The 15,962-nt window shown below is 69.8% G+C and carries 13 protein-coding genes; 7 read left to right on the top strand and 6 right to left on the bottom strand.

The window, feature by feature from the left end:
- The first annotated feature begins 9 nt into the window (after nucleotides 1–9).
- The 4 genes from LAJ19_RS01740 to glgX all read left to right on the top strand — a co-directional run bounded on the left by LAJ19_RS01740 (nucleotide 10) and on the right by glgX (nucleotide 5,820).
- Nucleotides 10–1,584, top strand: coding sequence for a tetratricopeptide repeat-containing diguanylate cyclase (locus tag LAJ19_RS01740; protein WP_225476613.1), 1,575 nt, complete (start codon nucleotides 10–12; stop codon nucleotides 1,582–1,584).
- Between the two features lie 64 nt (nucleotides 1,585–1,648).
- Entirely contained in the window at nucleotides 1,649–2,623 is a 975-nt protein-coding gene (locus LAJ19_RS01735; RefSeq protein WP_225476612.1) for an ABC transporter substrate-binding protein, read from the top strand.
- A gap of 69 nt (nucleotides 2,624–2,692) precedes the next feature.
- Nucleotides 2,693–3,415: a hypothetical protein gene (locus LAJ19_RS01730; protein ID WP_225476611.1), complete on the top strand. Its 723-nt coding sequence runs from the start codon at nucleotides 2,693–2,695 to the stop codon at nucleotides 3,413–3,415.
- Between the two features lie 275 nt (nucleotides 3,416–3,690).
- Nucleotides 3,691–5,820, top strand: a complete 2,130-nt coding sequence (glgX, locus tag LAJ19_RS01725; protein ID WP_225476610.1) for a glycogen debranching protein GlgX — start codon at nucleotides 3,691–3,693, stop codon at nucleotides 5,818–5,820.
- Between the two features lie 64 nt (nucleotides 5,821–5,884).
- Here the strand turns inward: glgX and LAJ19_RS01720 are convergent, their stop codons facing one another.
- The 3 genes from LAJ19_RS01720 to LAJ19_RS01710 all read right to left on the bottom strand — a co-directional run bounded on the left by LAJ19_RS01720 (nucleotide 5,885) and on the right by LAJ19_RS01710 (nucleotide 8,970).
- A complete protein-coding gene (locus tag LAJ19_RS01720; RefSeq protein WP_225476609.1) occupies nucleotides 5,885–6,979 on the bottom strand; it encodes an App1 family protein phosphatidate phosphatase in 1,095 nt (364 codons plus the stop codon).
- 87 nt (nucleotides 6,980–7,066) lie between these two features.
- Nucleotides 7,067–7,978, bottom strand: a complete 912-nt coding sequence (locus tag LAJ19_RS01715) for an SDR family oxidoreductase (protein WP_225476608.1) — start codon at nucleotides 7,976–7,978, stop codon at nucleotides 7,067–7,069.
- 101 nt (nucleotides 7,979–8,079) lie between these two features.
- The gene (locus LAJ19_RS01710) at nucleotides 8,080–8,970 is read right to left on the bottom strand and encodes a MerR family transcriptional regulator (RefSeq protein ID WP_225476607.1); all 891 of its coding nucleotides are present in this window, start codon (nucleotides 8,968–8,970) and stop codon (nucleotides 8,080–8,082) included.
- 57 nt (nucleotides 8,971–9,027) lie between these two features.
- On the opposite strand from LAJ19_RS01710, the gene LAJ19_RS01705 reads away from it, so the two are divergent.
- Nucleotides 9,028–9,699, top strand: coding sequence for a glycerophosphodiester phosphodiesterase (locus tag LAJ19_RS01705; RefSeq protein ID WP_225476606.1), 672 nt, complete (start codon nucleotides 9,028–9,030; stop codon nucleotides 9,697–9,699).
- Between the two features lie 257 nt (nucleotides 9,700–9,956).
- Nucleotides 9,957–10,634, top strand: coding sequence for a carbohydrate ABC transporter permease (locus tag LAJ19_RS01700; protein ID WP_225476605.1), 678 nt, complete (start codon nucleotides 9,957–9,959; stop codon nucleotides 10,632–10,634).
- A gap of 65 nt (nucleotides 10,635–10,699) precedes the next feature.
- Here LAJ19_RS01700 and LAJ19_RS01695 read toward each other — a convergent pair whose 3' ends face one another.
- Together LAJ19_RS01695 and LAJ19_RS01690 are read right to left on the bottom strand one after the other, a co-directional pair.
- The gene (locus LAJ19_RS01695; RefSeq protein WP_225476604.1) at nucleotides 10,700–11,266 is read right to left on the bottom strand and encodes a DinB family protein; all 567 of its coding nucleotides are present in this window, start codon (nucleotides 11,264–11,266) and stop codon (nucleotides 10,700–10,702) included.
- Nucleotides 11,263–12,267, bottom strand: a complete 1,005-nt coding sequence (locus tag LAJ19_RS01690; protein WP_225476603.1) for a tRNA dihydrouridine synthase — start codon at nucleotides 12,265–12,267, stop codon at nucleotides 11,263–11,265. Before LAJ19_RS01690 ends, LAJ19_RS01695 begins: the two co-directional genes overlap by 4 nt.
- A 166-nt stretch (nucleotides 12,268–12,433) precedes the next feature.
- On the opposite strand from LAJ19_RS01690, the gene LAJ19_RS01685 reads away from it, so the two are divergent.
- Nucleotides 12,434–12,937 carry a GNAT family N-acetyltransferase gene (locus tag LAJ19_RS01685; RefSeq protein ID WP_225476602.1) on the top strand — a complete coding sequence of 168 codons (504 nt, stop codon included), beginning with the start codon at nucleotides 12,434–12,436 and terminating at the stop codon, nucleotides 12,935–12,937.
- 93 nt (nucleotides 12,938–13,030) lie between these two features.
- Here LAJ19_RS01685 and LAJ19_RS01680 read toward each other — a convergent pair whose 3' ends face one another.
- On the bottom strand, nucleotides 13,031–15,958 hold the full coding sequence (locus LAJ19_RS01680) for an insulinase family protein (RefSeq protein WP_225476601.1): 2,928 nt from the start codon (nucleotides 15,956–15,958) through the stop codon (nucleotides 13,031–13,033).
- Nucleotides 15,959–15,962: the final 4 nt, after the last annotated feature.

Genomic DNA, 15,962 nt, shown 5'->3' with positions numbered 1-15,962 from the left:
TGGGCGTTCATGACTCCCCTGGACGCGCGGCTGGAGGACGCCTGGCAGCGCCGCGAACTCGAACCGGACCGCAGCCGCAGCCTGCTGCAGGGCGTGACCCCGGACGCGGCCGGGCCGCTGGGGGCCGCAGCGTGGCTGGTCATGGACGGGTACCTGAAGTTCCGGGACGCCCAGCAGGCCGGGGCGCTGGAGGCCGCCGCCTCGGCCCTGAAGATCCTGGAGGCCCACCCGGCCTCGTGGTGGTTCTCGCGGGCCCTGAACGTCCGCAGCTGCGCGCTGCTGGAGCTCGGCGAGTGGGAACCGGCACTGGTGTCGTTGCGCGCGCAGCTCTCGGCGTGCCACGCGAACGGGGACCGGGAGACCGAGGGCTGCGCGCTGCATGACCTGGGCGTGATGCACACGCGGCGCGATCCGCCGCGGGCGGCCGTGTACCTGCGCGCGGCCGGAGCGCTGTTCACGGAGCTGGAGCACGGGGTGGGCCAGACGTACGTGGCGTGGAGCGACGGGGAACTCATGGAGGCCCTGGACCGCCCGGCAGAAGCGCTGACGCTGTACCGCAAGGCGCTGACGCTGGCCGAACGGCACGGGCATCACTTCATGGAGGTGCTGGTCCTGTCGCGCCTGGGGGAGCTGGCGGTGGCCCAGGGGCGTGAGGCGGAAGGTGAGGTGTGGCTGCGCCGCGCGCTGGCGCAGCAGAACGCCCGCCCGGACCGGCCGCTGTGGGTGTCGGTGCCGCCGATGGTGCATCTGCTGCGCCTCAGCGGCCGCCTCACGGAGGCCCGGGAGGTGCTGGACGCTCAGCTGGCGCGGGCGCAGGCGGCGGGCATGATCGCGCCGCAGCCGCTGATGCATGAACTGCTCTCAGAGGTGCTCGAGCAGCTGGGCGAGCCGGAGGCGGCGCTGAAGCACGCGCGGGCGCACCTGCGGCTGGTGCGGCAGGAACTCGCGGAGGAGCAGGAGCGGCGGGTGCGGGGGCTGGAGGTGCTGCACCGTACGGAACTGGCCGAGCGTGAAGCGCAGCTGCAGCGGCAGCAGAACGAGGCGCTGCGTTCGGCGCTGGCGGATCTGGAGACGCTGCACCGGGAGGTGGAGCGGGTCAGTCTGACCGATGAGCTGACCGGCATTGCCAACCGGCATGCGCTGATGACGCGCGGGGCGGCGCTGGCCGCGGGGCTGACCCGGCCGGCGGCGGTGGCGATGGTGGACGTGGATCACTTCAAGCGGGTGAACGACGAGTACGGGCATGACGGCGGGGACCGGGCGCTGCGGGCGTTTGCGCAGCATCTGGCGGGGGGGCTGGGGCCGGGTGAACTGGTGGCGCGTTTTGGCGGGGAGGAGTTCGTGGTGCTGTGGCCGGGGGTGGGGGTCGCAGAGGCGCAGCGGCGGCTGGAGGGCATGAGACGCGCGCTGGTGGAGGTGCGGGTGCCGGGACTGCCGGCGGCACTGCGGCTGTCGTTCACGGGGGGTGTGGTGCCCCTGCTGGGTGGGGACCTGCTGGGCGCGCTGCGGCGGGCCGATGAACTGCTGCTGCGGGGTAAGCGGCAGGGGCGCGCGGCTGTGCTGGCAGACGTGGCTGGCACCTAGGGGCAGATCTCACAATGCCGATCAGTTGACAAAAAAGGTCAACTGGTCTGCTATGCTGAGCCGCATGAAGCGTGCCCTGTTCCCCCTCCTCACCCTGAGCCTGATCGCCAGCGCCGGCGCACAGCAGGCCCGTGAACTGCGGCTGGGCGTGTTCCCCAACGTCACCCACGCCGCCGGCCTTGTTGGCGTGCAACGCGGCCTGATCCAGAAAAACCTCCCCGACGGCGTGAAACTCGTCGTGAAGGAATTTGCCAACGGCAGCCAGATCAACGAAGCCTACGCCGCCGGCGCCATCGACGCCGCCTACGTCGGCCCCGGCCCGGCCATGAACGCCTTCCTGCGCGGCGTGCCCATTCAGGTGTACGCCGGCGCCGCCAACGCCGGCGCGGTCCTCGTGGCCCGCAAGGACAGCGGCGTACGGACCGTCAGAAACCTGAGCGGCAAGAAGGTTGCCGTGCCCACCCGCGGCAGCACCCAGGACATCAGTCTGCGCCACCTGCTGCACGAAAACGGCCTGAAAGCCACCGACGAGGGCGGCACCGTCACCATCGTGCCCATTGATCCGGCCAACATGCCCGCCGCGTTTGCCGCCAGGCAGGTGGACGCCGCCCTGGTGCAGGAACCCTGGGGCGCCGTCATGGAAACGCAGGGCGCCCGGCTCATCGTGAACGAGAAGGGCATCTGGGAAGGCGGGAACTACACCACCACCGTCCTGACCGTGAACACGAAGTACGCCGCGAGCAATCCCGAAACGGTCAGGGGCCTGCTGCGCGGGCACCTGGCGGCCATCACTTACATCAAGAGCAGCAACGCCGGCGCGCAGAAAGCCATCGCCGAGCAGATCGCCGCATTCACCGGCAAGCGGCCCAACACGGCCGAACTGTTCAAGGCGCTGGCCCGCACCCGCGTGACCTGGGACATCAACCTGAAAACCCTGGCGGAGTACGCGCAGCTGAACAAGGAAGCGGGCTTCGCGCGGGACGTGCCGGACTTCGGCCGGTTCGTGAACCTGGACCTGATCCGCAGTCTTGCCCGCTGAGCCTGTCCTCCACCGCCTGTGGGCCGGACCTCGCCGTGAGGTCCGGTCCACCCGCTACACTGGGACGCTATGACGGGGCCAAAGAAAGGTTCACGGGGCCGAGCCCCAAAACGCAATACCGCGCAGGGCCGCGGCGGCGACACGCGCGACACCAGCAAACCCGCGCGGGAACGTACGCCACGCAGCGACACCTCCTCCTCAAGCGGGGGGCGCAGCGAGCAGCGGCCCAGCGGGCCGCGCCGCAGCGGGAACGCCACCGGCCCGGCCCGGAGCGCCGCCAACCCGGCCCGGCGCAACGCCACCGACGGGGGCGGCGAGCGCAGCGGCCCGCAGGGCCGCGGCGAAGGCACCTTCAAACCCGGCCCGGGCCGCCGCGCGCCGCCCCGGGTGAAAAAAGCCCTGCCGGAACTCAAGCGGGTGCAGTTGCCGCCCCTGGCGCCCGACATGGTGTTCGTGGACCGGGACGGCGAGAAACTCACCTTCCCGGAAAGCAACCTCAAGCGGGTGGCCGCGCAGGTGCTGACCGACAAGCGCAAGGCCTGGCGGTACCGGCCGTTCCCGTTCCCGCTGTTCACGGACCGGGGCGGTGAGCAGAGCTTCCACTTCGATTTCTACATCTACGACGCCGAGGACAGCGTCATCCGCCTGATTCTGGTGGTGCCGTTCGAGTCGCGGGAGGTGTGGGACCGCGTGGGGCGGTTTAAACGGCAGTACCCGATGTACACGTATGAACTGTGGACGCCGGAAAAGCTATACCGGCTGAGTGGTCCGCGCGGCCGTCTGGAGTTCTGACGGCGAAGGGGTATGAACTCCCCCGGAGCTTGGCTCCCTCCTGGTCAATGCCTCATCTTCCTGGCCGGCTGAATCAACAGCCGGCCAGGGCTTCTGCTTTTCGCTGTGCGGCACGCGCCCGTGCCCGGTGAGGCCCGTGAGAGTGGCCTTGACCTTCGCTTGGTTTTGTGGCCTCAGGGGTGGCGGCGTCTGGTCCATCTGGTACCGTTTCCACGTTCGGCAACCGCCACTGCGCGCCCTGCCGCCTGGAACCACGGAAAGGAGCCCCCACCCCGATGACTCAACCCCAGACCACCCCCCGTCTCCGCCCCGGTCGCCCCTACCCCCTGGGCGCCACCTGGGACGGCCAAGGCACCAACTTCGCGCTGTACTCCGAAAACGCCACCGGCGTCGAACTGTGCCTGTTCGACGAACACGGCAACGAAACCCGTATTCCCCTGCGTGAGCAGACGGCCTTCACCTGGCACGGCTACCTGACCGACGTGGCCCCAGGCCAACGGTACGGGTACCGGGTGCACGGCGAGTACGCCCCCGAGAAGGGCCTGCGCTTCAACCCCAACGTGGTGCTGCTCGACCCGTATGCCAAGGCGCTGGACGGCACTGAGCAGTTCGAGCGGGGCGTGTTCGGCTACGTGATGGGCGAGGACGACAGCATCATGCAGGACCAGGAGCAGCGCGGCGCACCCCTGGGCGTCGTGATCAACCCCCAGTTCGACTGGGGCGACCAGCGCAAACCCGACGTGCCTTTTCACCAGTCCGTGATCTACGAAGCGCACGTCAAGGGTCTCACCATGACCCACCCGGACGTGCCTGAGGAGCTGCGCGGCACGTACGCCGGGATCGCCACCGAACCCATCCTGTTCTACCTGCGGGAACTCGGCATCACCAGCATTGAACTGATGCCCGTGCACCAGCACGTGGACGATCCGTTCCTGCTCGACAAGGGCCTCACGAACTACTGGGGGTACTCCACCCTGTCGTTCTTCGCGCCGGACGTCCGCTACAGCGCCGAAGCGCGCCGCGGCAACCCGGCTGGCGCCGTGGACGAGTTCAAAGCGATGGTCAAGGCCCTGCACGCCAGCGGCATCGAGGTGATTCTCGACGTCGTGTACAACCACACCGCCGAAGGCAACCACCTGGGCCCCACCATGTCCTTCAAGGGCATCGACAACCCCACGTACTACCGCCTCGTGGCTGAAGACCCCCGCTTCTACTTCGACTACACCGGCACCGGCAACAGCCTGAACGTCCGCCACCCGCAGACCCTGCAGCTCATCATGGACTCCCTGCGCTACTGGGTGACGGACATGCACGTCGACGGCTTCCGCTTTGACCTGGCCAGCACCCTGGCGCGCGGCCTGCACGAGGTGGATCAGCTGTCGGGCTTCTTCACGATCATTCACCAGGACCCCATCATCGGCCGCGTGAAACTCATCGCTGAACCGTGGGACGTCGGCGAAGGTGGGTACCAGGTCGGGAACTTCCCCGTGAACTGGGCCGAGTGGAACGGCATCTACCGCGATGACATGCGCGCCTTCTGGAAGGGCGAGGGTGGACTGGCCAGCGAGATCGGCTACCGCCTGACCGGCAGCAGCGACCTGTACCAGAATGACGGCCGCAAACCCTACGCCAGCATCAACTTCGTGACCGCGCACGACGGCTTCACCCTGCGCGACACCGTCACGTACGAACAGAAGCACAACGACGCGAACGGCGAAGGCAACAACGACGGCCACAACCACAACATCACCTGGAACTGCGGCGTGGAAGGCGAAACGGACGACCCCGCCATCAACGCCCTGCGCCGGCAGCAGCAGCGCAACTTCCTGGCGACGCTGCTGCTCGGTCAGGGCACGCCGATGCTGCTGGGCGGCGACGAGATCGGCCGCACGCAGGGCGGGAACAACAACGCCTACTGCCAGGACAACGAGATCAGCTGGTACGACTGGTCGAACCTGGACGAGGACCTGCTCGCCTTCACCAAGAAGGTCATTGCGCTGCGCAAATCCCACCCGGCGCTGCACCGGCGCAAGTTCTTCAGCGGCCGCAACATCCGCGGCGATGACATCCGCGACATCGTATGGTTGCGTTTCGACGGCGCCGAAATGACCGACGACGACTGGAGCAACCCCCAGACGCAGAGCATGGGGATCTTCCTGGACGGCGGCGGCCTGGACGACGTGGACACCCAGGGCAAGCCGCTGCTCGACGACCACCTGCTGCTGCTGCTGAACGCCTCGCACGTGGACCTGCCGTTCCGCCTGCCGGAGCTGGGCAGCTGCCAGACGTGGGAACTGCAGCTCGACACCACGGACGACCACGCGAGCGGCACAGCCAGCGCCGGTGAGGAAACGAACCTCGCGGCGCGCAGCGTGAAACTGTACCGCTGCGCCCGGCGCGCCTAGGACCGGGCACCTGGAGGCCCCCGGCACCTGAGGTGCCGGGGGCCTCACCCTGTGCCGGGGCGCGTCAGGTTTCGTACGTGCGCGCCACGCTGGTCAGCACACTGCGGTACTCGCCGGGCGTGATCAGGCCCATGGCCATGGCGTGACTGGCGGCATTCAGGCTGTCGGCCGCAAGCACGAGGTCCACGCCGGCCCGGCGGACCTCGGCGCGCAGTTTCATGACGCCCTCGTCCCGGCTGGCTTCGGTCACGTCACGGATGTACACGGCGAGCACCCGGTTCGGGTGGCGGTGCACCACCTCCGCGTAGATTTCCGGGTCCTTCTCGCCGCTGTCGCCCACGAGCACGAACTGCAGGTGCGGGAAGTGCTCGAAGATCCGTTCGATCACGCCGTGCTTGTACCCGCCGTGACCGCCCAGCAGGTCCACACCCCAGTTGCGCAGGAACATCGGGCCGAGCGGAATGCGCCGGTAGTCCAGAAACTGCCACAGCAGGTCAAAGAAATTCCAGGGGCTGCTGGACACGTAGAAGATCGGGTTGCGCGCCTCGCCCTCGCGCGTCAGCGCGCGGTACAGGGCGCCCACACCGGGAAAAGGCAGGCGGGTGCGGGCGTTGCCGGTCAGTACCGTGCCGAGCATGCGCGGCAGGCTGGTCACGTCCGACTGGATCACGGTGTCGTCCAGGTCGCTGATGATCCCGAACCGGGCGTCTGAGACCACCTGAACGCGGCCCGCGGCACTCACCTCACGGCCCTCGATGCGCAGACTCACCTGATGCCACCCGCCCGGGAGGGAGCGGGTGGGCGTGAAGACCAGCGTGAAGTACCCATCGGCGTCACTGACGGCACTGACCGTCACGCCGTCCAGCGTGCCGTTCACGCGGACGCCCCCCACCTCGCGGGAGAACAGGCGGCGCAGGACGTTCTGCACATTCCGCAGGCGGGGATCGGCTTTGCTGGCCGGCGCGACCGTCCGGGGCAGCAGCACCCGGCCCAGCAGTTCCACGCGGTCAGGGGTGCCCCAGCCCACGTACGGCTGGAGCAGCAGCTTGCCGCGCGCCCGCCGCGGCTGCACGTACCCGCTGAACGCGCGGTCGGCAGTCACGACACCCCGCTCCAGCAGCGGCAGCAGGGCCTTGAAGGCCGTCTTCAGCGAATCCACCCGCACAGTCTAAACGGGGGGGGTCCGGGGCGTCCTGCGGGCCTCCTTGCTCATTTCCTGAGGTTGCGGCCCCCGGCCGTGCGGGCCTCAGAACAGCACTTCACCGCCGGTCGCCCCGAACGTCCCGCCGCTGCTGTAACTGCTTTCCTGCGACGCCAGGAACACGTACAGCGGCGCCAGTTCGGCCGGCTGCCCGGGACGGCCCAGCGGGGTGGACTTCCCGAACGACTGCACCTTCTCCTGCGTCTGCCCGCCGCTGGGTTGAAGTGGCGTCCAGAAAGGCCCGGGGGCGACGGCGTTCACGCGGATGCCCTTGTGGCCCAGCTGCTGGGCGAGCGCCTGCGTGAACGCCACGATGGCTGCCTTGGTGCTGGCGTAGTCCAGCAGGTTCGGGCTGGGCCGGTACGCCTGGATGGACGCCGTGTTGATGATGCTCGCGCCGGCCTTCAGGTGCCTGAGCGCCTCCTGCGTGAGCCAGAACATGGCGTACACGTTCGTGCGGAACGTCTGGTCGAACTGTTCAGTCGTGATGTCGGCAATGCTCTCCTGTGACACCTGCTTTCCGGCGTTGTTCACGAGGATGTCCAGCCCGCCGAGTTCCTTTACGGCGCGCGTCACGAGGTCACGGCAGAACGCCTCGTCCTTGAGGTCACCGGGCAGGGCCACGGCCTTGCGGCCCGCCGCTTCGATCAGGGCAACAACCTCCCGGGCGTCCTGCTCCTCTTCCGGCAGGTAATTCAGCGCAACGTCCGCTCCTTCCCGCGCGAAGGCGATGGCGGCGGCCCGGCCGATACCGGAATCCGCGCCGGTCACGAGCGCCTTGCGGCCCTTCAGGCGCCCCAGGCCCACATAGCTGTCCTCGCCGTGATCCGGGCGAGGGTCCATGGCGCCCACCAGGCCCGGCGCTTCCTGCGGCTGCCGCGGAAACGGCGGGGCGGGGTACTGCGTGGTGGGGTCCTGCTTGTCGAACTGGTTGGGGGATGTGGGCTGGTCTGTCATGGGTTCAGCCTGGGCCTTCGGCCACGCGCGGGGCGTGACAGGGGCGTGAAGGTCACTTCGGGCAGGCCCGGTTCACGCCTGAGCCTGCCCTCATGTGCCGTTCAGAGCTGAGCGGCGGGGTGCGGCACGAAGGGCCACGCGACGTCTCCGGCCGGGTCGTCCGGGCCGGCGGCCGCCCAGTCGTACGCGTAGACCTCACGGGCGTGCAGGGGGCCAGGCGTGCCGTGCTGCGCGGCGGCGGCGCAGGTGGCGTCGTACGCCGCGAGAATGGCGGGGAACTCGAACTGCGCCCTGGTGAGGGTCACGAACGCTTCGTGATGGGCGGGCTCCACGCGCAGCGTGAGGTTCCCGCCGGGCGTCAGCGGCCCGGCGTACGGCACGCAGATCTCAACCGGACCGTCGCTGTCAGCGTTCACCTCGCCGTGGTAGATCACGAAGGCCGGCGTGGTCAGGCGGACGCCCTGGGCACGCACATGGTCAAGCAGAGCCTGCATGCCGGTCTGGATGGTGCGCGGCAGGTCCGGCACGAACACGTGAAAGGTCAGGGCAGCCACCGCCTGGGCGGGCACGAAGCGGGTCGGGGGCAGGGTCAGAGGTGGCGCTCCTTCCATCTGGTCGATGAGGTACCGGGTGAGGTCCCGCCGCTGCCGGTGCTGCCGCTCCATGCGGGTCAGGTGAGCACGCAGCGCAGCGGGCCGCGCGGGGGGAGGGGTGCCCAGCAGGCCGCGGATGTCGGCCAGCGGTAGGTCCACGCGGCGCAGCAGGCCGATCAGCTGCGCGTCGTGCAGCTGTGCCGGGTCGTACAGCCGGTAGCCGCTGGCGGGGTCCACCTGCGCGGGGCGCAGCAGGCCCAGATCGTCATACAGGCGCAGGGCTTTGGGGCTCAGGCGGCTGGCCTGCGCGAACGCGCCGATGGTCGGGTGCGGGTCATGCGGGACCTCCGGAGGTGCCTTCAGCGTGAGGCTTCCCCCAGGGGGAAGGTCAAGAGGCACCGTCCCCGTTCCAGGTCGTGGCAAAACGCCTGACACGTCCCGGGTAGCGTAGAAGGCATGACGCCACTGCTGCTCGGCCACCGGGGGACGCCCGCCCTGCACCGCGAGAACACCCTGACCGGCTTCCAGGCGGCGCTGGAGGCCGGGCTGGACGGCGTGGAACTGGATGTTCGCCGTCTGGGGGACGGCACGCTGGTCGTGCATCACGACGCGCACCTTGCAGACGGCCGGTTCCTGCCGGACCTGCGGGCCGCGGACCTGCCGGCGCACGTGCCCACCCTGGACGGCGCCCTGGCCTGGGCGGCCGGGGCGGGCGCGTTCGTGAACGTGGAACTCAAGCACGAGTCGGTGCGGCCCGATGACCGGGTGGGCCGCACACTGGACGCCGTGCGCGCCCACGGCCTGGCGCGCCGGGTGATCGTGAGCTCGTTCATGCCCACGCTGCTGCGCGCTGCGCGGGCGGCCGCGCCGGACATCGAACGGGGCCTCCTGACCCACCGGGCCTACCCTCCCCTGCTGCTGCGGGCTGTCATGGACTGGACGGGCAGTGTGGCCCTGCACCCCCCCCACACCCTGACCGACGCCGCACTCGTGGCGCTGGCCCGCCGGGAGGGCTGGCGGATCAACACCTGGACGGTCAACGATCCAGGGGAGGTGCGGCGCCTGCGCGCGCTGGACGTGGACGCCCTGATCGGAGATCACCCCACCGTGCTGCTCTGCGCGCGCTGAACACCACCGGGTGCCTGACACGCGACCGACAGTGCCCGGACTGGCCCGTCACACGGCGCTGATGAGCGGATGAGCGGCTGAACATGAGGCCCTCGCCTCGGCCCTTGCAAGGCGACGTGCATGCCTTCAAGAGCGTGAAGGGACCCACTCGTCGGCGGAGCTCTGCCCGTTGCGTGCAGGACCGCACGCGCCTCGCGGTCCTGCGCGCAACAGGCCTGCCGTGACTGTTCCTGCTCCACAGCCTCCTGGTCCTGGCGGTGTTCATCTCCCTGCCGGCTGTGCCCACGCTGCCGCTGGCAGCCGACCGCACCAACGTGATTCTGGGGACCGAGCAGTTCGCAGGGCTGGGCAACGTCGCGCAGCTGCTGGGGAGTGCCACCTCCGAGCAGGTGGCGCTGCAGACGCGAGTGTTCACGCCGCTGAGTGGGACGGGTGGGCTGCTGGCCCTGACGTTGCCCGCCGGGGTTCTCACCGTCGCGCTGTTTGACCTGGTCAGTCAGGACCTGCGCTGGCCGGACCTGTACGCCGCGATCGTCGTGCCGTTCCTGGCGAGCGCGACTGGCATGTTCGCGTTCCGCCAGCACTTGCTGAACATCCCGGCGAGCCTCGCGGACGCCGCGCGCATGGACGGCTGCGGTCCACTGCGCTTCCTGACGCAGGTGCTGGTGCCCCTGAGCGGCAACACCAGCGGGGCGCTGGACGTCATTCAGTTCGTGTCCACCTGGGATCAGTCCCTGTGGCCGCTGGTGATCATGCAGCGTGACGAGCACTCGGTCGTGCAGGTCGGCGTGCGCGGATTGATCGAGGTGGGTGGGCAGACCGACTGGGGCGCCGTGATGGCAGGCGACGTGGTCACCATGCTGCCGCCGCTGACCGTATTTACAGTGCTTCAGAAGCAGTTCAGCCGGGGTGTCGCCCTCAGGCAGGACAGGTAGCCGGTCAGCGGGCCGGACAGACGAAGGCCCCCTCCCGCGGGTGGAGGGGGCCTTCGTCTGTTCGTTCAGAGCTCGTCGTCGAGGTCGTTCTCGTCGCCCGTGGGGGCGACGTCCGGCGTGGGGGTGCTCTGGGGCCGCATGAAGCGCATGTAGTCCAGCCAGGGGGGCGTGTGGCCCAGCTGGCGGATCATCAGGGCAATCTGCGCGGTGTGCCGCACCTCGTGCGTCATCACGTTCCACAGCAGCTGGTCCAGGGTGACCGTGTCGCTGGCAGGGTCGTCCTGCACGAGTTTCACGTTCCGGTTCAGGTCCGGGGTGCTGTCCAGGAAGCCTGTGGTGCGGCGCGTGACTTCACGGCTGTATTCCAGGATCCAGGCCAGGTCGTACTGCTGCGCCTGTGGCCGCACCCAGTCGTGCGGGAACTGGCTTTGCACGCCGTCGCCCTGCACCACGCCGTGCACCCAGTGATCTTCGAAGTCCATGACGTGCAGCAGCAGATCCTTGATCGAGTGGAAGCGGTCGCCGCCTTCGATCAGGTCGCGGTCCAGGTCCGCCTGCGGCAGGGCCCGCAGGTAGTTCCAGAGCTGCTCTCGCGCGGCGGTCAGGTAGGCGTAGTACTCGCGGACGTTCATGAATGCCTCACAGCATACTCCGCTGCGGTGGCGGGCGCAGGCCGGATTGCGTCTTCATGCAGCAGGGGGGCCAGGGCGCGCCGGACGTCCGCCACGGTGAGCACGCTGGTCAGCGCCTCGCGCAGCTCGGGGTGGTCCGGCAGGTACTGGGGCAGCACCTTGCGTAGCGGGCGCAGGGTCAGGCGGCCCGTGTCGTCATCGTAGAACTCCTCCTGCAACTGCGCGTGCCGCAGCGCCGCCTGCGCCCGGTCCGGGGCGTCCGGCCGGGCTTCCTCGCCAGTGGCAAGCGCCCGAAAGATCCAGGGGTTGCCCACGGCGCCGCGCCCGATCATCACGGTCGCCACGCCCGTGCGCGCCCGGGCGCGCGCCTGCTGCGGCGTGGTGATGTCGCCGCTGCCCACCACCGGCACCTTCACGCTGGCCGCCACGCGCGCAATGGCGTCCCAGTCGGCCTCGCCGGTGTAGCGCTGGGCGCTGGTGCGGCCGTGCACGGTGATCAGCGCCGCGCCGGCCGCCTCCAGGCCCTGCGCGACCTCCACGCTGCGGTCATGGTCCCAGCCGAGGCGGATCTTCGCGCTGACGTCAAGGGTGGTGGCCGAGCGCATGGCCTGGATCAGACCGAACGCCACTTCAGGCGTCTGCAGCAGGCACGCGCCGCCCCGGCCGCGGATCTTCGGAACGGGGCAGCCCATGTTCAGGTCAAGGGCCGCCGGACGGAACCACGCCTCGGCGCGGGCCACAGCCCCGGCCAGGACGTCCGGCTCCGCCCCGAACAGCTGCACCACGCGGCCCTGCTCGCCCGGGTAGGGGCGGCCGAGGTTCAGTTTCTCGGTGTCCCCACCGCCTATCAGGCCGCGCGCGCTGATCATCTCGCTGACGGTCCACAGGGCGCCCTGTTCAGCCGCGAGCTGCCGCATGGGCGCGTCGCTGTAGCCGGCCATCGGGGCGAGGACCGCGCCGGGACGCTGCAGGCGGGCATGGTAGAAGCCGGGGACGCTCATCTGCGCGCCAGGGTAGCGCACCCTCCCTCCCCGGAGGGTGAAGTGCGCCTGAATTCCCCCAGCGGCGGCATTCACCGCATGCCGCGCGGGGGGAGGTATGCTCCCCTCAGTCCGGCCGTGCTGTGCTGTTCTGAACCCACCCTCTGCCGGATGGGAGGCTTTTACCTTGAACGTCACGCCGCTGGCGCTGCACCATGCGCCGCTGCTTCACCGCCTGTACAGCGCCGCGCCCGGCTACTTCGCCCTGCTCGGTACCCGCGTGCCCTCCGAGGCTGACGTGACCCGCGACGTGGAAATGGCGCTGCTGGACCGCCGCCGCTCCCTGGAACTCCTGTTCGACGACCAGGGCGAACTCGTGGGCAGCCTGGACTGCAAGCACGATTTTCCTGAACGCGGCGACCTGACCATCAACCTGCTGCTGATCCGCGAGGACCGGCAGTCGCAGGGTCTGGGCGAGCAGGCCGTGCGTCACCTGGAAGCGCGCGTGCCGACCGGCACCACCCGGATTCTGGCCAGCGTGCTGGGCGACAATCCTCGTGGCGCGCGCTTCTGGGAGCGGCTGGGCTACAGCTTCACGCTGGACGCCCGCCCGGTCATGACCTGGTACGCCCGGCCGATCGCGGTGGCCCCCAGCCCGGACCGTGTCAAGGTGCCGCTCGCCAGCGACTGACCGCCGGGCAGGTGGCCCGCCCAGCACGGACGCGCTGAAACCCTGTGAAGGGGCGGCGGACCTGACCTGGTCCGCCGCCCCTTCAGTGACCGCTTAGACGCTCTGCACGTCGAAGGTCAGCCCCAGGGCCTGCACGTCGGCCAGGGTGTTCGGGTCGCGGCCGGTGACCAGCCCGTACGCGGCCTGCCCGGGCGTCAGGTACGTGTCCATCACGCGGCGCAGGTCGTCCAGCGTGACGGTCAGCAAGCGGGCCTTGTAGGCCTGCTGCGCGGCGGCCGTGTACCCGGCGTGATCGCCGAACACCCGCATGCGTCCGGCCGTGTCCGGGCTGGTCAGGGGGTCCAGCAGCTTGCTGGCCGAGAGGACCGCCTCGGTCAGTTCACGTTCGCCCAGCGGGGTGTTCAGGAAGGCGCGCGCGTCGCGGAAGACCTGGAAGGTGCGCGCCACGTGCGGGTCGCGGTAGCTGCTCATGGTGAACAGGCCGTCGCGGGTGTCAAAGCTGGCGCCGCCGCCGTACGCGCCGCCCTTCTCGCGGATCTCGCTGAGCAGGTACTCGCTGCGCAGCAGCCGCGAGAGCACCAGCAGCGCCGGGCTGTCCGGGTGGGTGTACGGCACGGTCTGGAAGGCCACGGCGTTGAAGGCCACAGGCGCGTCGGTGGTGCGGGCCTGCGGGGCGCGGGGCAGCGGCGCCGGGGCGGGGCGTCCCACCGGGGCTTCACCGTGGAACACGCCGGCCAGGTCCGTGAGGTCCAGGTGCAGGTCGTGGGGGGTGGCGGTCAGGGCGATCAGGGGTTCACCCTGCAAGATCACCTCGCGCAGCTGGGCAAAGCGGGCCAGCAGGTCGTCCAGGCCGCCTTCACCCTCCACGATGCCCTTGAGGGTGTTCAGGGCGCTCAGGCCCGTCAGCCGCTCGTTCAGGGCGCCACTGACACTCAGCTGCGCCCCGGCGAGCCGCTCGGCGTACGCGTTGCCACTCTGCACCACGCTGGCTTTCAGCCCGGCGAGACGCTGCTTGAGCAGCTGCTCCAGGCGGTCACGGGTGAACTCCGGCGCGGTGAGCAGGTCGCGCATGACCGCCACCAGGGCCGGGGCGTTGCGGGCCAGGGCCTTGCCGCTGAACGTCACGGCGAGCCGCAGGGCGCCGAGGTCGTCGGGCGGGGTGCCGACGCCCACGCTGGCGCTCACGCCGCCCGTCACGGCCTCGATGCGGCGCGCCAGGGTCACGTAGTCCTGTCCGGCGGCGCCGCTGCGCGTGACCGCGAAGGTGTACAGCGGCAGCGTGTCCAGCAGCGTGTCGGGCAGGGCAGGCAGGCGCACCTGCACGTCCAGGTACGTGAGGCCGCCCGTGGGCTGCTCGGCGCGGGCAATGCGGGCGCGCCCGGCGCGTTCGGTGGTGTACGGCACGTCGCTCACAGCGGTGGGAATGTCACTCAGGTCCAGCGTGGGAAGCACGCTGGGGTCACTCTCCTGACCCTGAAGTTCTTTCAGGCGCAGGCTGTCCGCCACGATCCGCTGGCGGTCCTCGTCGGTGAAGGCCGCGCTGAGGCGCGCGACGAGCGCCGCCTCGTCCGCTTCGGCGCGGGCGGCCAGTTCGGGGTCCGGCGCGACTTCCAGCGTCACGCGGTGCGTGCCGGCCAGCAGGTCACGCAGCATCGGCTCGAACACCGGTCCGCGCGCCAGGTCTTCGCGCAGGCGGGTGAGCTGCTCGTCGAGCCGCAGGCCGGTGATAGGATTTCCGCCGTACAGCCAGGGGCCCAGCAGGCGGAACATGACGCTCAGCGCAAACGGGTAGCCGCTGTTGCTGACCTCCTTCTGCGCGATCTCGAACTGATGGAGGCTGCTCTCGATGAGTTCCGGTTCAATGCCGCTCTGCGCGATGCTCTCCAGGGTGCCCAGCACCAGCGCCTCGACCTCGGCGGCCTTCCCGGCCGGCAGGCCCTTGAGGCCGGCGGCGAAGGCCCCCTCGCGGAACGAGTCGCGGTAGCCGCTGCCGTCCGCCAGGGCGCTGCCCAGACCGGACTCGATGAGCGGGCGCGTGAGGGGCGCGGCGGGGTTGCCGAGCAGCACGTCACTCAGGACGCTCCAGCGCAGGTTCAGGTCCGGGTCGCTGGAGTATCCGAGTTTCCAGCCCACAAGCACCTGCGCGCCGCGCTCCTGGTCGGTGCCGGGGTACGTGGCGCGCTCCTGGCGGGGGGCGGCGAAGGCAGGCTGGTCGGGGATGCTGACGTCCAGCGTCTGCGGGGAGAAGCGGGACATCACGTGGTTTTCGATGGCGTCCAGGATCCGCGCCAGCGGCAGCTGCCCGTACGTGTAGAAAAAGGCGTTGCTGGGGTGGTAGTGCGCGGCGTGGAAGGCGCGCAGGTCCTCGTACGTGAGGTCCGGGATGGCGTCGGGCGCGCCGCCGCTGTTGTTCGCGTAGGTCAGGTCCGGGTACAGCGCCTTGCCGAAGGCGCGCCACATCACGGCGCCGGGGCTGGCCATGGCGCCTTTCATCTCGTTGTACACGACGCCCTGGAGTTTCAGGGGGGTGCTGGGGTCGTCGGGCGTCTCGAACTCGAAGCGGTGGCCGTCCTGGCGGAAGCTCTCGTAGCGCATCAGCGGGAAGAACGTGGCGTCCAGGTACACCGAGAGCAGATTGAAGAAGTCCTTCTCGTTGCGGGTCGAGAAGGGGTAGGTGGTCCAGTCACTGGCCGTCATGGCGTTCATGAAGGTGTTCAGCGACCGCGGCAGCATGGAGAAGAACGGGTCCGGGACCGGGAAGCGCTGGCTGCCCATCAGGACCACGTGCTCCAGGATGTGCGCCACGCCCGTACTGTCGCTGGGTACCGTGGGGAACGTCACGCCGAACGCGGCGTTGTCGTCCGCGCGGATCACGTGCGCGTGCCGGGCACCCAGCTCATGGCGCAGCAGCACCAGCGTGCCCTGCATCTCCGGCAGGGCTTCAACGCGCTCGACGGTGTAGCGGCCCAGCGTCTCCCCGGCGCGCGGCGCGGCGGGGGCCTCCGTGGTGATGGTCGTCATATGC

It is taken from the genome of Deinococcus taeanensis (assembly GCF_020229735.1).
Taxonomy (GTDB): Bacteria; Deinococcota; Deinococci; order Deinococcales; family Deinococcaceae; genus Deinococcus; species Deinococcus taeanensis.
This window is presented reverse-complemented; position numbering and strand designations above follow the sequence as displayed.